The sequence below is a fragment of the Mesocryomonas lacus genome, from assembly GCF_055730135.2.
In genome coordinates this window covers 294,514-314,099 of the sequence record NZ_JBUZWE020000002.1, presented here as the reverse complement: position 1 = coordinate 314,099, position 19,586 = coordinate 294,514, and the positions used below count along the sequence as shown (strand labels likewise).

17 protein-coding genes are annotated in these 19,586 nt (G+C 65.9%); 8 read left to right on the top strand and 9 right to left on the bottom strand.

The genetic code is table 11. The features are described 5' to 3' along the window. Window positions 1–271 precede the first annotated feature (271 nt). From ACZLZY_RS04405 to ACZLZY_RS04390, 4 genes are all read right to left on the bottom strand, one after another. The gene (locus ACZLZY_RS04405; protein ID WP_472932227.1) at window positions 272–2,125 is read right to left on the bottom strand and encodes a methyl-accepting chemotaxis protein; all 1,854 of its coding nucleotides are present in this window, start codon (window positions 2,123–2,125) and stop codon (window positions 272–274) included. 484 nt (window positions 2,126–2,609) lie between these two features. Further along, complete coding sequence (gene xseA / locus ACZLZY_RS04400) at window positions 2,610–4,199, bottom strand: exodeoxyribonuclease VII large subunit (protein WP_472932226.1); 1,590 nt, start codon at window positions 4,197–4,199, stop codon at window positions 2,610–2,612. Between the two features lie 79 nt (window positions 4,200–4,278). Next, complete coding sequence (locus tag ACZLZY_RS04395; protein WP_472932225.1) at window positions 4,279–4,836, bottom strand: hypothetical protein; 558 nt, start codon at window positions 4,834–4,836, stop codon at window positions 4,279–4,281. 109 nt (window positions 4,837–4,945) lie between these two features. Beyond that, window positions 4,946–5,896, bottom strand: a complete 951-nt coding sequence (locus ACZLZY_RS04390; RefSeq protein ID WP_472932224.1) for a LysR family transcriptional regulator — start codon at window positions 5,894–5,896, stop codon at window positions 4,946–4,948. Window positions 5,897–6,083: 187 nt separating this feature from the next. Between ACZLZY_RS04390 and ACZLZY_RS04385 the strand changes: the two genes are divergently transcribed. Beyond that, a complete protein-coding gene (locus ACZLZY_RS04385) occupies window positions 6,084–6,344 on the top strand; it encodes a YjiS-like domain-containing protein (RefSeq protein ID WP_472932223.1) in 261 nt (86 codons plus the stop codon). A gap of 102 nt (window positions 6,345–6,446) precedes the next feature. Here ACZLZY_RS04385 and ACZLZY_RS04380 read toward each other — a convergent pair whose 3' ends face one another. The 4 genes from ACZLZY_RS04380 to ACZLZY_RS04365 form a co-directional block, all read right to left on the bottom strand. After that, the gene (locus ACZLZY_RS04380; RefSeq protein ID WP_472932222.1) at window positions 6,447–7,757 is read right to left on the bottom strand and encodes a hemolysin family protein; all 1,311 of its coding nucleotides are present in this window, start codon (window positions 7,755–7,757) and stop codon (window positions 6,447–6,449) included. Window positions 7,758–7,962: 205 nt separating this feature from the next. Then, on the bottom strand, window positions 7,963–8,931 hold the full coding sequence (locus ACZLZY_RS04375; RefSeq protein ID WP_472932221.1) for a hypothetical protein: 969 nt from the start codon (window positions 8,929–8,931) through the stop codon (window positions 7,963–7,965). A gap of 175 nt (window positions 8,932–9,106) precedes the next feature. Beyond that, a complete protein-coding gene (locus tag ACZLZY_RS04370) occupies window positions 9,107–10,480 on the bottom strand; it encodes a glutamate--cysteine ligase (protein WP_472932220.1) in 1,374 nt (457 codons plus the stop codon). A 138-nt stretch (window positions 10,481–10,618) separates the two neighbouring features. Then, window positions 10,619–11,380: a 16S rRNA (uracil(1498)-N(3))-methyltransferase gene (locus tag ACZLZY_RS04365; protein ID WP_472932219.1), complete on the bottom strand. Its 762-nt coding sequence runs from the start codon at window positions 11,378–11,380 to the stop codon at window positions 10,619–10,621. A 77-nt stretch (window positions 11,381–11,457) separates the two neighbouring features. Between ACZLZY_RS04365 and ACZLZY_RS04360 the strand changes: the two genes are divergently transcribed. From ACZLZY_RS04360 to yihA, 5 genes are all read left to right on the top strand, one after another. Beyond that, a complete protein-coding gene (locus ACZLZY_RS04360) occupies window positions 11,458–12,255 on the top strand; it encodes an SDR family NAD(P)-dependent oxidoreductase (RefSeq protein ID WP_472932218.1) in 798 nt (265 codons plus the stop codon). A gap of 273 nt (window positions 12,256–12,528) precedes the next feature. After that, window positions 12,529–12,663, top strand: coding sequence for a 50S ribosomal protein L34 (gene rpmH / locus ACZLZY_RS04355; RefSeq protein ID WP_472932217.1), 135 nt, complete (start codon window positions 12,529–12,531; stop codon window positions 12,661–12,663). Between the two features lie 21 nt (window positions 12,664–12,684). Further along, window positions 12,685–13,044, top strand: a complete 360-nt coding sequence (rnpA, locus tag ACZLZY_RS04350; RefSeq protein WP_472932216.1) for a ribonuclease P protein component — start codon at window positions 12,685–12,687, stop codon at window positions 13,042–13,044. Between the two features lie 3 nt (window positions 13,045–13,047). After that, window positions 13,048–14,862, top strand: a complete 1,815-nt coding sequence (yidC, locus tag ACZLZY_RS04345; protein WP_472932215.1) for a membrane protein insertase YidC — start codon at window positions 13,048–13,050, stop codon at window positions 14,860–14,862. 160 nt (window positions 14,863–15,022) lie between these two features. Then, on the top strand, window positions 15,023–15,703 hold the full coding sequence (gene yihA / locus ACZLZY_RS04340; protein WP_472932214.1) for a ribosome biogenesis GTP-binding protein YihA/YsxC: 681 nt from the start codon (window positions 15,023–15,025) through the stop codon (window positions 15,701–15,703). Here yihA and ACZLZY_RS04335 read toward each other — a convergent pair. Further along, on the bottom strand, window positions 15,700–16,368 hold the full coding sequence (locus ACZLZY_RS04335; RefSeq protein ID WP_472932213.1) for a TetR/AcrR family transcriptional regulator: 669 nt from the start codon (window positions 16,366–16,368) through the stop codon (window positions 15,700–15,702). The genes yihA and ACZLZY_RS04335 overlap by 4 nt on opposite strands. 208 nt (window positions 16,369–16,576) lie before the next feature. On the opposite strand from ACZLZY_RS04335, the gene ACZLZY_RS04330 reads away from it, so the two are divergent. Continuing rightward, window positions 16,577–17,872 carry an HlyD family secretion protein gene (locus ACZLZY_RS04330; protein ID WP_472932399.1) on the top strand — a complete coding sequence of 432 codons (1,296 nt, stop codon included), beginning with the start codon at window positions 16,577–16,579 and terminating at the stop codon, window positions 17,870–17,872. A 115-nt stretch (window positions 17,873–17,987) separates the two neighbouring features. Next, on the top strand, window positions 17,988–19,577 hold the full coding sequence (locus ACZLZY_RS04325; protein ID WP_472932212.1) for a DHA2 family efflux MFS transporter permease subunit: 1,590 nt from the start codon (window positions 17,988–17,990) through the stop codon (window positions 19,575–19,577). The last annotated feature ends 9 nt before the right edge of the window (window positions 19,578–19,586 follow it).

The following is a 19,586-nucleotide window of genomic DNA, read 5'->3' as shown; positions in this document are numbered from 1 at the left end:
TTTCCCGGCAATGTCAGTAAGATAGAAGACCCGCGCGCCGCCTGAGACATGGCACATTGCGCAGTCTTGTCACGCGGCTATCACCGCCCGGCCACCTCTCCAGGTATTCAGTCAGCAGTTTCGAACGACGGGACGCCACGCTGGTAGGCGGATGCGCCTAAAAGAGCAGTGACGCTCCGATCTAAAATGGCATGCGGCCGCCGGGAAGAGGATCCCCGACGGCCGTTCGGATGGGCGGACAGCCGGACTATACGTCCGCCTTGGTTCCGGATCAGAACTCTTCCCAGCTATCGGCACTGGCGTTAGCGCTAGCGCTCGGCTTGGCGGCGGCGCCCCCGGTGCCGGTGCTGCGCATCTGCACGACGGGCTTGGGGCTGGCGGCCGAGGGAGCGCGGCGGGCAACCGGCGCCGGGCGCGACTGCTGCACGGCCGCGGTCTTGAAGCGGTCGACCAAGGCGGCGAGTTCCTCGGTCTCCGTCGACAGGTTCTGCGCGGCGGCCGTCGTCTCCTCGACCATCGCCGCGTTCTGCTGGGTAACCTTGTCCATCTGGTCGGCGGCGACCGAGACCTCCTTCAGCGAAGCCGCCTGCTCGCGGGCGCTGCGGGCGATGTCTGCGACGACGCTCGACATTTCGCCGACCTGCATCACGATCTCCTCCAGCGAGCGGCCGGAGGCGGTGACCAGCTCGACACCCTGCGTCACCTGGGTGGTGGAGGTGGAAATCAGGTTCTTGATCTCCCTGGCGGCTTCCGCCGAACGCTGGGCAAGCCCGCGCACTTCCTGGGCGACCACAGCAAAGCCGCGACCGGCTTCGCCCGCCCGGGCGGCCTCGACACCGGCGTTGAGCGCCAGCAAGTTGGTCTGGAAGGCGATCTCGTCGATGACGCCGATGATCTTGCCGATCTCGTCGGAGGATTTCTCGATCTCCGCCATCGCCGCGATGGCGCGGCTGACGATCTCGCCGCCCTTCTCGGCATTTTTCTGTGCCGTAGCGGCGGAGGCCTGCGCGCGGTTGGCGCCGGTGGCACTCTCGTTCACCTTGCCGGTCACCTCGCTGAGCGCAGCGACCGTTTCCTCGAGCGAGGCAGCCTGCTGCTCGGTGCGCTGGGCCAGATCCCCAGAGGCAACGGAGATTTCGCTGAGGCCGACCCTGATCGCGCCGATCGCCGTGACCACGGAGCCGATCGTCGCCTCGAGGGAAGTCACACTGTCGTTGAACTTGACGCGGATCGGCTCGAACTCCGGCGCCACCGCCCGGTTCATCCGCACCGTCAGATCGCCGTTGGCGAGAGCGTTGAAGCCCTGCTCAACCGCCATGACAAAAGCCTTCAGATCCTCCGCCTTGGAGTTGTCCAGCGCCGACTGTCGGTCACGCTGCGCCATCTGGGCATTTTCGGCCTCGATGGCCGAAGCGGACAGTCGCCGGTTCTCGAGACCAGCCTCCTTGAAGACTTGAACAGAGCGAGACATGGCGCCGATCTCGTCACGACGCTCGATGCCCATCACTTCTACTGCGAGATCGCCAGCGGACAGCCTGACCATCGTGCCTTCGAGTTCCTTGATCGGCTTGACCAGCCAGGCCCGCACGCCGAAGAAGCCGGCGACACCAACGAGGGCGAGGCCCGCAAGGATCATGGCCCAAGTGTTCCTCATCGTCGAGACGGACAACGCGCTGAGCTCGTTCGAACGATCGTCGACCGACTTGGTGAGGCTGGTGGCTTTTGCGCTGAAAGACTTGGAAAGGCCAGGGAACTTTGGCTGACAATCCTTCAGGTAGCGATCCTGCGACACTTTGACGTCGGCTTCCGAGACCGCCTTCGCGGCGAATTCCATCACGGACCCGCAGTCCTTATCCACCGCCTCCAGGGCCGATGCCCGCAGAACCGGGAGATCAGCGTCTGCCGGCAAGGCCTGAATCGCCTTGTCCATGTAGTCGACGAAACCAGCGCGGGCTTCCGCCACCTCCGTCAACGCGGACTTGTTCATCTCATCGCTGCGGGACATCATGAGATCGCCCACAGCGGCGCGGGCGGTCTGCAGGGAGCGGTTGGCCCTCGCCATTACCAATGCCGCCTTGGCATTCGTGTCGATCAGCCCGCTATAGGAGTCGTCGACCGCCTGCAACTGTGTTCCCGCATAGTAAGCAACGGCAATTCCAAATACGCCAAAAGATGCTAGCAGTACAAAAAATTTGCCAATAATAGAAACATTCTTCATCGGTTCCGCGCCTTTGGTAAGTGACGATTAGAGGATGCGACAACATCTCTTACCCGGCACAATACGGTCGCGGCTATTAAAAAATGTTAAAAGTAAGTTATTGTTATTATTGCCAGAACTTCTCTAGCTTGGTCTTACGGCTTGCTTACAAAAACTCATCTCGGAAGCATCGAGACACTTCTATCATCTCAGTTTCTGGGACTGCGGGCGGGACTTGGCAGCAGAAAAGCCTGCATGCCCGCCGAAGATGGTCTTCCGTAACGATGGTCCGCGCGAAAACGAAAAGCGCGTCCCACGCAAAATCTTCGATAGCTCGTCTTCCTAGGTTGGCGAGCCGGCTCCGACCAGAGGAGTGTCGGCGCAGCGAGCGTCGCGCCTGACAACCGCAGCCCTAGAACAGCGTGCCTTGCATGTCGGTCCCGGCCTTCGCCGGTTTCGCCCGCTTGACCTTCGGTGCCCTCGCCGGTGCCGTGCCGAGATCGAGGGGCTCGACGGCCACCGCGTCGCGGCGCTCACGCCCGGTGAACTCGACCTGGAAGGCCATGCCGGGAACGAGGTTTTCCGCCCGTGTGATGGGCACGTCGTCCGCCCCGCGGATGATCGCATAGCCGCGCTGCAGCACGCGGCGGGGGTCGAGGCTGGCCGCAACCCGGCTCGCCGCATCGAGCGCCCGCCGGCGCTGGTCGAGCCTCTGCGCGAAGGCCTGGGTGAAGCGCGCCGACAGGCCGTCGAGCCGGTGGCGGGCCTGCAGGCTGCGGGCGGCGATGATGTGCGGGCGCAGATCCGAGGTCAGCCGGTCGAAGCGCTGGCGGCGCCGGGCGACCAGTCCCTCGAAGGCGTGCGCGGCATGGCTGTCGGCATGGCGCAGATCACCGCGCTTCTCGCGCAGCAGCGTGTCGAGGCTCGACGGCGCCAACCGCAGCCCGACCTCCCCGTAGGCGCGACGCTTCTCGAAGACGGCAAGCGTCAAGCAGCGGCCGATGGCGGTGGCGGCCTCGTCGAGCCGGCGGCGCGGCAGCGCCAGCAGCATGTCGGGCGTCGGCAGCGCGCGAGCGGCGCCGGCCACCATGCGGCGGGATTCGCCGAGGCGGCGCGAGACCGCCTGGCCGTGGCGGGCGTGGAGGGCGGCGAGTGTCGCGACGAGATCGGCGCGCACCGGCACGGCCATCTCGGCAGCCCCGGTCGGCGTCGGCGCGCGCACGTCCGCGGCGTGGTCGATCAGCGTCCAGTCGGTCTCGTGGCCGACGGCCGAGATCAGCGGGATGACGGAGGCCGCGGCCGCGCGCACCACGATCTCGTCGTTGAAACCCCAGAGATCCTCGAGGCTGCCGCCCCCGCGGGCGACGATGATGACGTCCGGCCGCGGAATGCCGGTGCTGCCGTCGAGCGCGTTGAATCCTTCGATCGCCGCCGCCACCTCGGCACCGGACGTCTCGCCTTGCACCCGGACCGGCCAGACCAGGAGATGCACCGGGAAGCGGTCGGCGATGCGGTGGCGGATGTCGCGGATGACGGCGCCGGTCGGCGAGGTCACGACGCCGATGACATTCGGCATGAACGGCAGCAGCTGCTTGCGCTCGCCCGCGAACAGGCCCTCGGCCTCCAGCCGCAGCCGGCGCTCGTTGACCAGCGCCATCAGCGCGCCGGCGCCGGCCGGCTCGATCTGCTCGATGACGATCTGGTATTTCGACGAGCCGGGATAGGTGGTGAGCTTTCCGGTCGCGATCACCTCCAGCCCCTCCTCCGGCTTGAAGGCGAGCTTGGAAAACGAGGTGCGCCAGATCACGGCTTCGAGCCGCGCCCGGTCGTCCTTCAGCGCGAAATAGGCGTGCCCCGAGGAGTGCGGGCCGCGATAGCCGGAAATCTCGCCGCGCACGCGCACATGGTCGAAGGTTTCCTCGACCGTCCGCTTCAGCGCCCCGGACAGCTCCGAGACCGAATATTCCGTGACATTGCTGGGCGCGGGATCGAGGAGACTCATGCCGCCCATCTGCCGGCGAAGATGTCGAGAGGTCAAGTAAACCAAGCGGGGTAAATTGCGGGACGCAGCTTGCGGCCGCTCATCCAAAGATGCCGCAAGCGGTTGTCGCGACCCTCAACCACCCGCCGCTCTTGGCGACAAGGGATAGCTTCTTGGCGTCGGCGTTCGGCAGCGGATCGTCGGGGCCGCTGTCGTCATAGCCCTGTTCGATTACGACGGCGCAGTCCCCCTTTTGCAAGACGAAGACGACCGGGGCACTCGCGCAGTTTTTCGTGATGCCGCACCGGCCCGCTTCGTGGAAATAGACCTCGGAATCCGCTTGAACAACGTCGCCCCAGCCGAGCGCGTTAAACTCACGTTCGCCGTTGCGCAGAAGGTAAAACTGGCCTTGGCCGGTGGGCTGGCGGAGCAAGGTAGCGCACTCTGTACCGGGTGGCCGGCGCACACTTCCGACCTCGTATTTGACATAGCCGACGGCGCCGAAACGCCATGCGGTGATGACTTTGAGGGTGTTGCCAACCGGTGGCAGCAAGACGCCAAGCAGGGCGACGGCTGCACCGATTGCGCCGACCTGCTTCACCAGGTGGTCGGCCAAACCGAGCCCACTAATCCATCGCTGCTTCCAGGCATCCGGCATGGTGAGCCCCCCGAGCGCCGATCAGGAGACTACGATGCATCAGGCATTTCAACCCCAGACTGTATTGCCACCAACAGAGATGCGCGTTTAAGCAAGTGGCTGCGGCGTCTCACCACCCGGCGGCCACCATGCCCGAGCGCTGGCGCGGCGCGGGAAGGGCGCGGTTGTCCTGCAGCCGGCCGGCCGCCTGGGCAGCCTGGGGCGGCACCATGTTCTGCAGGCTTTCGCGGATATGGGCGATCAGCGCCTCGATTGCCGGGCGGGACGAGTTCTTGGCGCGGATCATGCCGATCTCGGCGTCCTCGAGCCGCGGAAAGCCTTCGGCTTCACCGAGCACCCGCATGCCCGAGCGCAGCGCGCATTCCGGCAGGACGCTGACGGCGAGACCCGACAGCACCGCCGAGGTGACGATGGTCGCCGACCAGGAGGTGAACAGAATCCGGTGCTCGCGGCCCATCAGGTTCAGCGCGTCGATGCACTGCTTGCGCCAATGGCAGTCGGCCCGGCCGATGGCCAGCGGCAGGACCTTTTCCAGATGCACCGAATGGGCCGCCGAGGTGACGAAGTGCAGCGGCTCGCGCCGGACCACCTCGGCCTGCATCGTCCGCGTCGGGCAGACCAGCGCGACGTCGAGATGACCCTTCTCGACGTGCTCGATAAGGTTGGTCGTCGGCTCGCAGGCGATCTGAAGCTCGACCTTCGGGTTGGAGCGCGAGAACCGGGCCATGATCTCGGGCAGGAAGCGCTCGGCATAGTCGTCGGGCAAGCCGATGCGCACGAATCCCTCGATCGATTCTTCGTCGAAGGCGCAGAGCGTCTCCTCGCTGAGGGCGAGCATCTTGCGGGCGTAGGTGAGGAGCCTGGCGCCCTCGTCGGTAAGGCGGGTGGCCCGTCCGGCCCGCTCGAACAGCTGGACCGACAGTCTCTCTTCCAGCCGGCGCATCTGCATCGAGACGGCGGACTGAGTCTTGAACACCTCGTCGGCGGCGCGCGTAAAGCTACCGGAATCGACGATGGCGACGAAGGTACGGACCTGGTCGAGATCGAGTGGCGATGCCATGCGGGCCTCCATCATCCCTGTTGATGAATCATATAACCAACATTCGTTGGTTTGATCAATCGCTCCCGGCTAGAACCATTTCGTCAGGAGCATTTCGCCTCTTCGGTTCTCGCAAAACACGGTTTGCGGGAAACGGCGAAGCCATGCCCGACGCCCAAAGACACTGGCTCGACAGGAGTTTACAGCCATGACGATCTTCTCGAGGCCCTCGACGAGGTCCCTTCCCCGCATCCCCTCGCCCCGCATTCTCTATGCCGGGGCCCGCGCCGTGCTGCGGATGATCCGCAACCGCCGCGCCGCCTACCAGATCTCGGAACTGCCGGATTATCTCCTGAACGATGTCGGGCTGAAGCGTGACGACGTGCACGAAGCGCTGCACCGCGGCTGGCGCGAAGACCCGACCTTCCAGCTCGCCGTAAAGGCATCGAAGCGCCGCCGCGGCCTATGAGGACTGCCCGCCCCGATCCCTCCAACACATGAACGGCCCGCTTTTGGCGGGCCGTTTGCATTTCAGGGTCTGTCGTCGAGGATCTTCCGGAGCACGGATCGCTCAGAGCGAGGTATCGTCGCCCTCGTCCGGCTTGGTGACGATCGGCATCGCCATCACCTTGTCGATGCGGCGGCCGTCGAGATCGATCACCTCAAAGCGCCAGTCGGCCCAGTCGAAGCCCTCGCCGACGCCCGGAATATGGCCGAACTGCTCCAGTACGAAGCCGGCGAGCGTCTCGTAATCGCGGTCCTTCGGCAGCTTCAGCCAGTCCAGCGACCGCTCGAGATCGTCGATCGGCATGCCGCCGTCGAGCAGCCAGGAGCCATCCGCCCGCCGCACCGCACTGTATTCGTCGTTCTGGCCTTCCGGCAGCGACCCGGCGATGGCGACGAGGATGTCGGTCGGGGTGACGATGCCCTCGAACGAGCCGTATTCGTCGAGCACGATCGCCATGTGCAGGTTTACCGCTCGGAACCGGTCGAGCAGCTTCAGGATCGGCATGGTCTCGTTGACGAAGAGCGGATCGCGCACTGCCTTGGCGAGGTCGATGCCATGGTCCTGGCGCTGCTGTTCCAGAAGGTCCTTGGCCTGGACGACGCCGATGATGTCCTCGGCATCCGCGCCCATGACCGGGAAGCGGGAGTGGCCGGAAGAGTGGATCTCGTCGAGAATCTCGGTCTGGCTGTCGGAGACCGAGAGCCAGACCGTGTCCGGGCGCGGGATCATGATCGAGCGGACGGAGCGGTCGGCGATGCGCAGCACGCCCTCCAGCATCTCGCGCTCCTTCTCCTCGAACACGCCGCTCTGCGTGCCCTCGGCGATCATCGCCTTCACGTCCTCTTCCGTCACCATGCTGGAATCGGCCGAGTTGGCACCGACAAGGCTCGACACCGCGACGGTGGAGACGCGCAGCAGCCAGACGATCGGCGCGCCGATGGTCGCCAGTGCCTGCATGATCGGCGCGACGGCAACGGCGATGCCCTCGGCGCGGGTCATGGCGAACCGCTTCGGCACGAGTTCGCCGAGGATCAGCGAGAGATAGGTGATGACCACGACGACGATGATGAAGGCCGTGGTGTTAGCCGAGCTGCCGAGGGTCGGCTCCAGCACCTTCGCCAGGGGCTCGGCGAAGACCGAGCCACCATAGGCGCCGGCGAAGATGCCAACGAGGGTGATGCCGACCTGCACGGTGGAAAGGAAACCGGTGGGATCGTCGACGAGCTTCAGCGCGCGCCGGGCGCCGTGGCTGCCATCATCGGCCAGCTGCTGCAGCCGGGAGCGCTTGGCCGAGACCATGGCCAGCTCCGACATCGCGAAGAACCCGTTGAGAATGATCAGAAAAAAGACGATCAAAAAGTTGATCAGGAGCATTTCACCACCGGTTGCGGGCCGAGGGTCCGGCCGCCTTTGCAAATCGAGATAGCGCCAGGGACCGACAATCCAAGCACTGCGTCTCGTCCTGACATGCTGCGGGCAAAGCCCTTCCGGCAGAACACGCTGCCGCAATGCACAAGGTTCAAGGTCGAGCTATGCCATAGAACCCCCGGCCTTGTCGCCCATCCGCGATCGCCGGGCCTCAATTAGGCTCGGACGGCCCTTGGTAGCGCTCGAACAGCGTGGCCATCTCGCGGGCATAATCGGCCTGGATCTGCTGGCCAGATCGCATGAGATCGGCGACCAGCCCGTCATCGGCCAGAGCGGGCGCGTCGGTGGCGGGCGATGGCGGTGGATCGCCGGCAGGCGGCGCCGGGACCTTGGCGGATTGCGCCGTTGCGCCGCCACTCGCTGGCGTCGATGCAGCCTCGTCCAGCGCACCCCGCATGCCCTCGGCGAAAGCCTCGAACAGGGCGGCAAAGGGCAGCATCGGGTTGAAGGTCCCGGGCGCCGGCGGCGCTTGCGGCGTTGCCCGGCCCGGCGCTGGCGGCACCGCGGGCATGAAGGCCATGCCTTGCCTCAGCGCGTCGCCGAAGGCGTCGGCGAAATGCCGGGGCGCGAAGGCGGCGAAGCCGGGGCCGAGGCCAGCGCCAAGCGCATCCGAGGGACGGCCCAGCGCCTCCACCGCATTGGCGCCGCGCCGCATCATCTCAGCGGTGGCCCCGGCGAAGTCGCCGGTGGCAAGCCCCGCCGGCTGCTGCCGGGAGAGGGTCGCCATGACCTGGCGCACTATCGTCTCCATGCTGAGCAGCGCGAGCCCCGGCATCAACTTCTGCAGGGTGTCGGGAGCAATGCCGGCGAACAGCGACGCCTGCCGGGCGATCGCCGCCGTCAGGGCGTCCGAGCCGAAGACGGTGTCCGTGAAGGCGCGGCCGCGTTCGATGCCAGGCATCGCCGCCCCGTCGCCCGGCACCATGGCGCTGAACGCCCGGGCAAGATCATTCCACGCAGCCGGGCTCGCCATCGCCTTCTCCAGACCGAGCGCAAAGGCCGGCTGCAGCGCGGCCTGGGCTTTTTCCAGCTCGTTCCGGCTGAGCCGGAACTGCTCGGCCATGGTCTCCGCCAGAAGGGTCGGATCGGTGACCACCCGCCAGTCCTCGAACCCTGCCATCGCCTTCTCCCACGGGAGCGCTACCGGCCTTTCCGACCGGAACGACGCGCTCCAAACGAAGAGAATGAACGGCTTTCGGCGGCGATGCAAAGGCACCGGCGCCGCAGATCAGCGGCGGCACCGGCATTGGGACATAGGAATCGCCGGCAATCCGGCTTCGACGGCGCGGTGCCGATCAGTAGGTGAGGTGTTTGAAGACCTTGCCCATGTCGCGGCCCCACTCCTCCTTGTAGAGGCGGACGAGCTCCTCGGCCGAGGTGGTGCCGCGCGCGACCACTTCCTTCAGCGGCGCGAGGAAGACGCTCTCGTCATTGCCCTCGTCGTTGAGGCGGGCACGGCGCTTTAGCCCCTCGTTCGAAATGTCGAGGGTCTGACGGGCGAGGTCGAGCACAGTGCCCGAGCGGAACGGCGTGCGGAAACCCTCCTTCGGCACTTGGCTGCGCAGCGCCGACACTTCCTCGAAGCCCCAGTCCTTTGTCATCTCTTCGGCCTCGTCGAGCGCCGTCGCATCGTAGAGCAGGCCGACCCAGTAGGCCGGCAGCGCGCAGATGCGGCGCCACGGTCCGCCATCGGCGCCGCGCATCTCGAGGAAGCGCTTCAGCCTGACGTCGGGGAAGAGGGTGGAAAGGTGGTTGGTCCAGTCGCCCATGTTCGGCCGGGGATCGCTGACCTTGCCCTTCAGCGCGCCGTCGAGGAACTGGCGGAAGGTGATGTCGGTCGCGTCGCGGTAGCGCCCGTCGCGCATGACGAAGTACATCGGCACGTCGAGCGCCCATTCGGCATAGTCGGAATAGGTGAAGCCGGGCTCGAACACGAAGGGCAGGAGGCCCGAGCGCTGGTTGTCGACATCCGACCAGACGTCGGAGCGCCAGGAGACGAGGCCGTTCGGCTTGCCCTCGGTGAACGGCGAGTTGGCGAACAGCGCCGAGGCGACCGCCTGCAGCCGCATGCCGACCTGCATCTTCCGGCGCATGTCGCGCTCCGAGGAGAAGTCGAGGTTCACCTGGATCGTCGTCGTGCGGTACATCATGTCGAGGCCACGGGTGCCGATCTTCGGCATGTAGTTGCGCATGATGTCGTAGCGCGACTTCGGCATGATCGGCGTCTCGGCCAGCGTCCAGGTCGGGCTGGAGCCGAGGCCGAGGAAGTCGATGCCGAGCGGCTTGGCGACCTGGCGAACCTGGGCCAGGTGCTGGTTGGATTCGCGGCAGGTCTCGTGGATCGTCTTCACCGGCGCGCCGGAGAGCTCGAACTGGCCGCCCGGTTCCAGCGAGATCGCGCCCATGCCGTCGGCACCGGCAAGGCCGATCAGCCGGCCATCGTCGATGATCGGCTCCCAGCCGGACAGCGCCTGCATGCCCTCGAGCAGCTTGCGGATGCCCCGCTCGCCCTCATAGGGCACCGGCGAGAGGTCGGCGGTATAGAAGCCGAACTTCTCGTGCTCGGTGCCGATGCGGAAGGCGTCTTCCGGCTTCTCGCCGTCCCGCATGTGCTCGACGAGGTCTTCCATTCCGGCAATCGGCGTCAGATCGGTGGTATCGCGCGCCATGGAATGCCCTCGAAGTTTTGGTCGCGACCCGTCCGGGCGGAAGGGTGCGTCTGTTGCAGGGATCGCTGTCTGAAATCTTTCAGGATGTTTCGCAAGCGGAATCGATTGAACGGTGTGGCCGCTACGCCCGGCCGCGCCTCAGCCGGGGTTGGTGTTCCAGTCGCCGACGGCCGCCTGCAGGACCGCAAGGGCTGCGACCGCCGCGGTATCGGCGCGCAGGATGCGGGGACCGAGCGACATCACGATGACGCCATCCACCGCCAGCAATTGCCGGCGCTCGTCGGCGGAAAAGCCGCCCTCCGGCCCAATCAGCAGCGATAGCGGCCTCGCGGTCGCGGCCATCGCATCGCGCAGCACGTCTATCGGGCTCGCAGCATCCGCACGCTCGTCGCAGAAGACCAGCGTCCGCGTGCCGTCCCAGGCCGCGAGGAGATCGGCGAGGCGTAGCATGTCGCGGCAGTCCGGAATGGACAAGATGCCGCACTGCTCGGCGGCCTCCACCGCATTGGCGCGCATGCGCTCGGTCTTGATGCGCGGCGCCTGGACATGCTGCGTCATCACAGGCTGCAGCACACCGGCGCCCATCTCGACGGCCTTCTGCACCATGTAGTCGAGCCGTGCCTGCTTCAGCGGCGCGAACAGATATTCGAGCGCCGGCACCGGCGTCTGCGGCCGCACAAGGCGTTGCGGCGTCAGCGAGAGGCGCTTCTTCGACGGCTGCTGCAGGCCGGCCAGCCACTCGCCGTCGCGGCCGTTGAACAGGAGAACGCCATCCGCCGCCGTCAGGCGAAGGACGTTGACGAGGTAGTTGAACTGCTCGGGCGTCGCCTCGATCGGCGCATCCGCGGCGAGGTCGGCATCGACGAAGAGGCGGGGACTGCGGAAGTCGTGATCGGGCATCGCCGTTCTTAACGCCTCTCCTGGCGAAACCGAAAGTCCCCAGCCTCGTTGTCGGGCAAACAGCAAGGGATTGTTTCATGGACTTGGGTATCAAGGGTCGCGTCGCGATCATCACCGGCGCTGCCGGCGGCATGGGCTTCGAGACGGCAAAGCAGCTGGCGGCCGAAGGCGCGCTGCTGGTTCTGTCGGACATGAAGATTGACGAGCTGGAGAAGAAGGCGGCCGAGCTTCCAACCGAATCCGTCTGCGTCGCCGCCGACGTCACTAAGCAGGACGATGTCGACGCGATCGCGGCGGCAGCGCTGAAGCGCTTCGGGCGCATCGACATCGTCGTCCACATGTCCGGCATCACCGGCGCCAAGGGCCACCCTTTGGAGATGAAGGACGAGGACTACGAGGAGGCCTGGAAGATCGACTTCTTCTCGGCCGTCCGCATGGCCCGCGCCACCTTCCCCACCATGCGCGCCGCAAACTGGGGTCGCTTCGTCTGCATCACCTCGGAAAACGCCGTCCAGCCCTATTGGGAAGAGGCGACCTACAACGCCGCCAAGGCCTCGCTCGCGACCTTCGTCAAGAACCTCTCCTACAAGGAGGCCGAGCACGGCATTCTCTGCAATACCGTCTCCCCGGCCTTCATCGAGACGCCGATGACCGACGGCATGATGGAGAAGCGCTCCGAGGAGAAGGGCGTCTCCTTCGACGAGGCGATCGAAAGCTTCCTTGACGAAGAGCGTCCGGGCATCTCGCTGAAGCGGCGCGGCCGCGTCGATGAGGTGGCGGCGGTCATTGCCCTCCTCGTCTCCGACCGCGCCTCGTTCATCAACGGCTCGAACGTTCGGGTCGATGGCGGCTCCGTCCAGGCCGTCCAGAACTAGAACCACCCTTCGGCTGCCCGGGCACCCCGCCCCGCCCTTAGCGCCCGCCGCGCGCCCGGGCAGCCGATTTTCCGCCGGCAGGATGCAGCGCACGCTGCGCACCGGCGATTGACTTTTGTCCCAGCCTCTTCCTATAAGCACCCAAACGAGCGGACGGCGTCTGCGCGGGGTTTCGCGCATGCCATGATGCCGCCGTCCAATGACGACGATCCGGTCTCCGGTAATTTTTTCGCACGATCAAGAGGCCTGCGGCACGGCTGCGGGGATGGAACAATGAAGCGCACTTTCCAGCCGAGCAATCTCGTCCGCAAGCGTCGCCACGGCTTCCGTGCGCGCATGGAGACGGTCGGCGGCCGCAAGGTCATCGCGTCGCGTCGCGCCAAGGGCCGCAAGCGCCTCTCGGCCTAAACCGACATGGGCTTCGGCCGGATGAAGACGCGCGCCGAGTTTCTCGCCGCGCGCAAGGGGCGGCGTCTGAATGGCCCGCTCTTCTTCATCGAGGCGCTCGACCGCAAGGACGGGGACGAGGCGAGGCTCGGCCTGACGGTGACCCGCAAGGTGGGCAACGCCGTCGAGCGAAACCGCATCCGCCGGCGCTTGCGCGAGGCGGTGCGTCTGGAATGTGGAAATGACATGGCCTCGGGCTTCGACTACGTCGTCGTCGCCCGTCGCGATCTTCTCGGCGTGCCCTTCGCGACGCTGAAGCACGAGCTGTCCCGGCGCTTCGCGCGGACCCGGCGCGATCGGCCGGCGCCCGTCGACACCGGCAGGGCACCCACCGGGGAATAATCCATGCAGAACAACCGCAACTTCCTGATCGCCATGGCGCTGTCGATTGCCGTGCTGGTCGGCTGGCAGTTCTTGGTCGTCAGCCCGCGCATGGAAGCGCAGCGCCAGGCGCAGATTGCCGCCGGCAATTCGCCGGGCTCGCTGCAGACGCCGCAGACCCCTGCCGGCACGCCGCAGCAGAGCGTCCCCGCCCCGGCCGGCCGCGAGAGCATCGTCCCCTCCTCCGCCAACACGCCGCTGCCGGGCACCGCCACCCGCGAGCAGGCTTTGGCGGACGCGCCGCGGATCGCGGTCGACACGCCGACGCTGGTCGGCTCGATCAACCTGCGCGGCGCCCGGCTCGACGATCTTCGCCTGCGCAAGTATCACGACACCGTCGACGACAATTCCCCGACCATCGTCCTGCTCTCGCCCGAAGCGACGCACGACGCCTATTACGCAGAGTTCGGCTATTCCGGCACGGATGCCGGCACGACGCCCGGCCCGCAGACGGTGTGGACTGCCGAGGGCAACCAGACCCTGACGCACACCGCCCCGGTGGTGTTGACCTATACCAACGAGAAGGCCGTCACCTTCCGCCGCGAGATCGCCCTCGACGGCGACTACATGTTCACCATGACCGACACGGTCGAGAACGCCGGCACCACGCCGGTCTCGGTCTCGCCCTATGGCCGCGTCGTGCGCTTCACCAAGCCGCAGGTCGCCTCGGCTTGGGTCGTGTTCGAGGGCCTCCTCGGCGTCTTCGGCGACGAGGGCGTGACGGAGACCACCTTCTCGAAGATCGAGAGCGAAGGCCGCGTGCAGCCCGCCAAGGCCTCCAGCGGCTGGCTCGGCGTCACCGACAAGTACTGGGCGACCGCGCTGATCCCGGAGACCGGCCGGCCGTTCTCCTCGGAGTTCCTGTACCAGTCCTCCGGCCGCCCTCAGTACCACAGCTCCTATCTCAGCGACCCCGTCACCGTCGCGCCCGGCGCCACCGCCAAGGTGGTCTCGCGCACCTTCGCCGGCCCCAAGGTCGTCGACGTCATCGACGGCTACGAGAAAGAGGCCGGCGTCCAGAAGTTCGGCCAGCTGATCGACTGGGGCTGGTTCTTCTTCATCACCCGCCCGCTGTTCCACGTCATCGACTGGCTGTTCAACTTCACCGGCAATTTCGGTGCGGCCATCCTGATCGTCACCGTTGGCCTCAAGCTGATCTTCTTCCCGCTCGCCTCGAAGTCGTACAAGTCGATGGCGAAGATGAAGAACATCCAGCCGAAGATTGTCGAGCTGCGTGAGAAATACGCCGACGACAAGATGAAGCAGCAACAGGCGATGATGGAGATCTACAAGACCGAAAAGATCAATCCGGCCGCCGGCTGCTGGCCGGTTCTGGTGCAGATCCCGGTCTTCTTCGCGCTCTACAAGGTGCTCTACGTCACCATCGAGATGCGGCATGCGCCGTTCTTCGGCTGGATCCAGGATCTCGCCGCGCCCGATCCGACCAGCCTCTTCAACCTGTTCGGCCTGATCCCCTGGTCGCCGCCGCATGCGCTGCTGATCGGCGTCTGGCCGCTTCTGATGGGCATCACGATGTTCGTCCAGATGAAGCTGAACCCGACGCCGCCGGACCCGACGCAGAAGATGATCTTCACCTGGATGCCGGTGATCTTCACCTTCATGCTGGCGACCTTCCCGGCCGGCCTCGTGATCTACTGGACCTGGAACAACACGCTTTCGATCATCCAGCAGTCGGTGATCATGAAGCGCAACGGCACCAAGATCGAGCTGTTCGACAACATCCGCGACGTGTTCAAGCGGAACAAGAAAGAAGCCTGAGCCAGCGGTTCAGGCGACATCGAAGAGCCGGAGGTCCTGCCTCCGGCTCTTCGCGTTTTCAGGCTGGCGTCGAAACGCTATGAAGGGAGACGCCCTCCCCGTGCCTGCCCCATCCTTGCCGCCCGGCGTGGCACCAAAAATCCAGCTGGAGACGGCCCTCATGAGCGACTTCATCAAAAACGAAGGCCCGGCCGCGGGCGGCGACCACCGGCTGTTCTTCGCCCGGCCCTGGGTGTTCATCCGCGGCGTGCCGGCGATGAAGTTCCTGCCGCCGGAAGGCCCGCCGGAGGTCGCCTTTGCCGGCCGCTCGAACGTCGGCAAGTCGTCGCTGATCAATGCGCTGGTCGGACAGAAGGGCCTCGCCCGTACGTCGAACACGCCGGGTCGGACGCAGGAGCTGAACTATTTCGTGCCGGGCGGCCATACCGGCGAGAACGGCGACCTGCCGCCGATCGCCCTCGTCGACATGCCCGGCTACGGCTATGCCGAGGCGCCGAAGGAACAGGTCGACGCCTGGACGCGGCTGGTCTTCGACTATTTGCGCGGGCGCGCCACGCTGAAGCGCGTGTTCGTGCTGATCGATTCGCGTCATGGCATCAAGGCGAACGACGCCGACGTGCTGGCGCTCTTGGACAAGGCCGCGGTCTCCTACCAGATCGTCCTGACCAAGACCGACAAGATCAAGCCGGAGGGCGTGCCGAAACTGATCGAAGCGACGCTGAAGCTGATCGCCAAGCGACCGGCGGCGTTTCCCGTGCTGATCGCGACATCCTCGGAAAAGAACCTTGGCCTTACCGAACTGCAGCAGACGATCACCTCGTTCGCCACCGAAGAGCGCTAGGCGCCCTTGCCAGCCTGGGGCTCTCCGCTCACACCCGCGACGCCGTAGCCCGCCATGAACAGCGAGACGGCCGCATCGACCGTCCGGGCAATCTCGTCGGCGGTCGGCTCGGGAATGCTCTGGTTAAAGAGGCGGCAGCGGAACAGCCCCGCCATCGCCAGTTCGTTGAACTGGTGCGCCGCCATCACCGGATCGGGGACCTTCAGATGCCCCGCCGCGGTGGCGGACGAGAGGTAGGACGACAGCAAAGCGATGGCCCGCTGGGGGCCCTTAGCGAAGAACTCGATGCCGATCTCCGGCATGCGGCTGGCGACGGCGATCACCGTGCGGTTGACCCGCATGATCTTCGCCGTGGTCAGCATGGTGGTCAGCGCTTCGCCATAGGTGCGCAGCGTTTCGGCCGGGTGGGTCGGATCGGTGAAGATCTTCTCGATCCGCGCGAAATAGGCGTCCCGCGTCTCGGCGATCAGAGCCGTGAACAGTTCTTCCTTGCTGCGGAAATAGACGTAGAGCGTCGACTTGGAGACGCCGGCCGCCCGGGTGACGTCGTTCATACTGGCGGCATCGAAGCCGAGCGAACTGAACACCTGGCGCGCGCCCTCGAGGATCTGCCCGCGCTTCAGCGGATCCTCGCCGGCGGCTGAACGGACGGCAACCTCGCTCATCGCCTGCCGCCGCGGCCTGGTGCGATCGCTCTGCGAGAAGCGGCGGTTTGGTCGCACGTCGAAAGATGCCGAATCGTCACAGTTTGCCGAACCTATTTTAATACGGCGTGAAATTCCGCCGGCTATCTTGAAATGGGTGATGAAGGCCGCTACGTCAACATCGAACTGAACGGTTCGGTTCGATTGAAGGAAGTTACCAGTGCTCGACATAGTGGACAAGCAACAGGGCCCTTCCGGCGACGTCGCCGATAGCACCACCGGCTCCAATACGGCTGCCGCGAAGACCGCGCCGCAGGCGCCGGCGACGCTGCGCGACGCGCCGGTCGAGACGCCGAAGCAAGAGGCCAAGACCGAGACGTCTGTCGCCTCGCCGGCCGCGGCGGCAGAGCCGCAGAAGCCGAAGCGCGCCTGGAAGAAGAAGCTCGTCCTCTCCCTGGTCTTCCTCGCCGCCCTTGGTGGCGGCAGCTATTACGGCCATTACTACTGGACGACGGGGCGGTTCATGGTCTCGACCGACGACGCCTATCTCGGCGCCGACATGTCGATCGTCTCGCCGAAGATCACCGGCTACGTCCAGACCGTGCCGGTGAAGGAGAACGACATCGTGCGCGCCGGCGCGCCGCTGGTGGTCATCGACGACGGCGACTTTGCGCTGGCGCTGGAGACGGCGGAGGCGAAGATCGCCACCCAGCGCGCCGCCATCGACCGGATTGCTTCGCAGCGCGACGCCGCGGAAGCCCAAATCGGCGAAGCCGAGGCGTCGCGGAACGCGACCTCCGTCGACCTCGCAAAGGCCGAGCTCGACCTCTCGCGCGCGAGCAACCTCGTCACCAGCGGTGCTGGAACGAAAGCCGGCAAGGACACGGCACAGAGCACGCGCGATTCCTCGGCCGCGAAGGTTGCCGGCGCCGATGCTTCGATCACAGCCGCCAAGGCCAACGTCGCGGTGCTCGATGCCCAGCGTAAGGAGGCCGAGCGGACCGTGCGCGAGTTGGAGATCGCCCGCGACCAGGCGGCGCGCGATCTGACCTTCACCACCATCCGCGCGCCGTATGACGGCATCGTCGGCAACCTCGCGGTCCAGCCGGGCGACCTCGTCTCGGCCGGCCGTCGCCTGGCCGCCATCGTCCCGCTCGACCGGACCTACATCGACGCGAACTTCAAGGAGACGCAGCTGCGCGATCTCCGGCCTGGCCAGAAGGTCGAGATCGAGCTCGACGCCGTGTCCGGCCGTAAGTTCGAGGGCACGATCGACAGCCTGTCGCCGGCGTCCGGCTCGGTGTTCTCGCTGCTGCCCTCCGACAACGCCACGGGCAACTTCACCAAGGTGGTGCAGCGCGTGCCGGTGCGGATCGCCATAGACCACGAGTCCGAGTTCGCCGGCGTGTTCCGCCCCGGCCTGTCGGCGGTGGTCTCGGTCGACATTCGCACCGGGCCGAAGACCGACACTGCAGCTGCCGGCCCGGCCGAGCGCACGGCAGATGTGGCGACGACCGCAAACTAGCAGCCGGCGCCTCGCCTGAACCTTCGTTTCGGCGGGGCGCCGCTACCTGCAAGAAACCGCTCATCGACCGACCTCGGCCGGCCCAGATCCCCCATCCGGCCCAAGGCTCCGCGCCATGTCCAGCACCACCGCCTCCGCCCTTCCTGCCAGCGCGCCGAAGCCCGCCGCAGAGGAGACGATCTCGACGCGCAAGATGATCGCCTTCATCGCGATGGTCTTCGGCATGTTCATGGCGATCCTCGACATCCAGATCGTCTCGGCCTCGCTGTCGGAGATCCAGGCCGGCCTCTCCGCCTCCTCGGACGAGATCCCCTGGGTCCAGACCGCCTACCTCATCGCCGAGGTCATCATGATCCCGCTGTCCGGCTTCCTCGGCCGGATGCTGTCGACGCGGGTGCTGTTCGCTTGTTCGGCGGCCGGGTTCACCGCCGCGTCGGCGCTCTGCGCGACCGCCACCAACATCGACCAGATGATCGTCTACCGCGCCATCCAAGGCTTTATCGGCGGCGGCATGATCCCGAGCGTCTTCGCCGCTGCCTTCACCGTCTTCCCGCCTTCCAAGCGCAACATCGTCTCGCCGATGATCGGCCTCGTCGCGACGCTCGCCCCGACCATCGGCCCGACCGTCGGCGGCTATCTCAGCCACGCCTTCTCCTGGCACTGGCTGTTCCTGGTCAACGTGCCGCCCGGCATCATCGTCGCCATCTCGACTTGGTATCTTGTCGACTTCGACAAGCCGGACCTCGGCCTGTTCAAGAAGTTCGACTGGTTCGGCCTCGTCGGCATGGCGGCCTTCCTCGGCTCGCTGGAATACGTGCTGGAGGAAGGCCCGCTGAACGACTGGTTCGAGGATACCAGCATCTCCATCTTCGCCGTCGTCGCGACGCTCGGGGGGGTGCTCTTCCTCTACCGCGCCTTCACCGCCAAGGAGCCGATCGTCGACCTCTCGGCCTTCGCCAACCGCAACTTCGCCTTCGGCTCGCTGTTCTCCTTTGTGATGGGCATTGGCCTCTACGGCCTGACCTATCTCTACCCCGTCTATCTCGCCCGGATCCGCGACTATGATTCGCTGATGATCGGCCAGACGATGTTCATCTCGGGCCTTGCGATGTTCGTCATGGCGCCGGTGTCCGGCTTCCTGTCGGGCAAGATGGACCCGCGGGTGATGATGGCGATGGGTTTCTCGTCCTTCGCGCTCGGCACCTGGCTGATGTCGGGCCTGACGCATGACTGGGATTTCTGGGAGCTGTTCATCCCGCAGATCCTGCGCGGTGTCGGCCTGATGATGGCGATGATCCCGATCAACAACATCGCGCTTGGAACGCTCGCGCCCGCCAAGATGAAAGGCGGCTCAGGCCTCTACAACTTGACGCGCAACCTTGGCGGCGCGGTGGGCCTCGCCATCATCAACACCCTCCTGACCGACCGCGAGACGCTGCACTACGAGCGGCTGGCGGAATCGGTGCGCTGGGGCCGCGGTATCGTCGAGGACCGGATGAGCGACATGGCCGCGTCGATGAACGCCCGCGGGCTCGACGGCGACATGACGGCGCTCAGCCAGATGTCGAGCATCGTCCGGCGCGAGGCCATGGTGATGTCGTTCGGCGACGTCTTCCTGACGCTGACGCTGCTGTTCTCGTGCCTCGTCGTACTGTCGGTCTTCATCAAGAAGCCGAACGCCGGCGTGAAGGTCGAAGCGCACTGAACAGCTGGA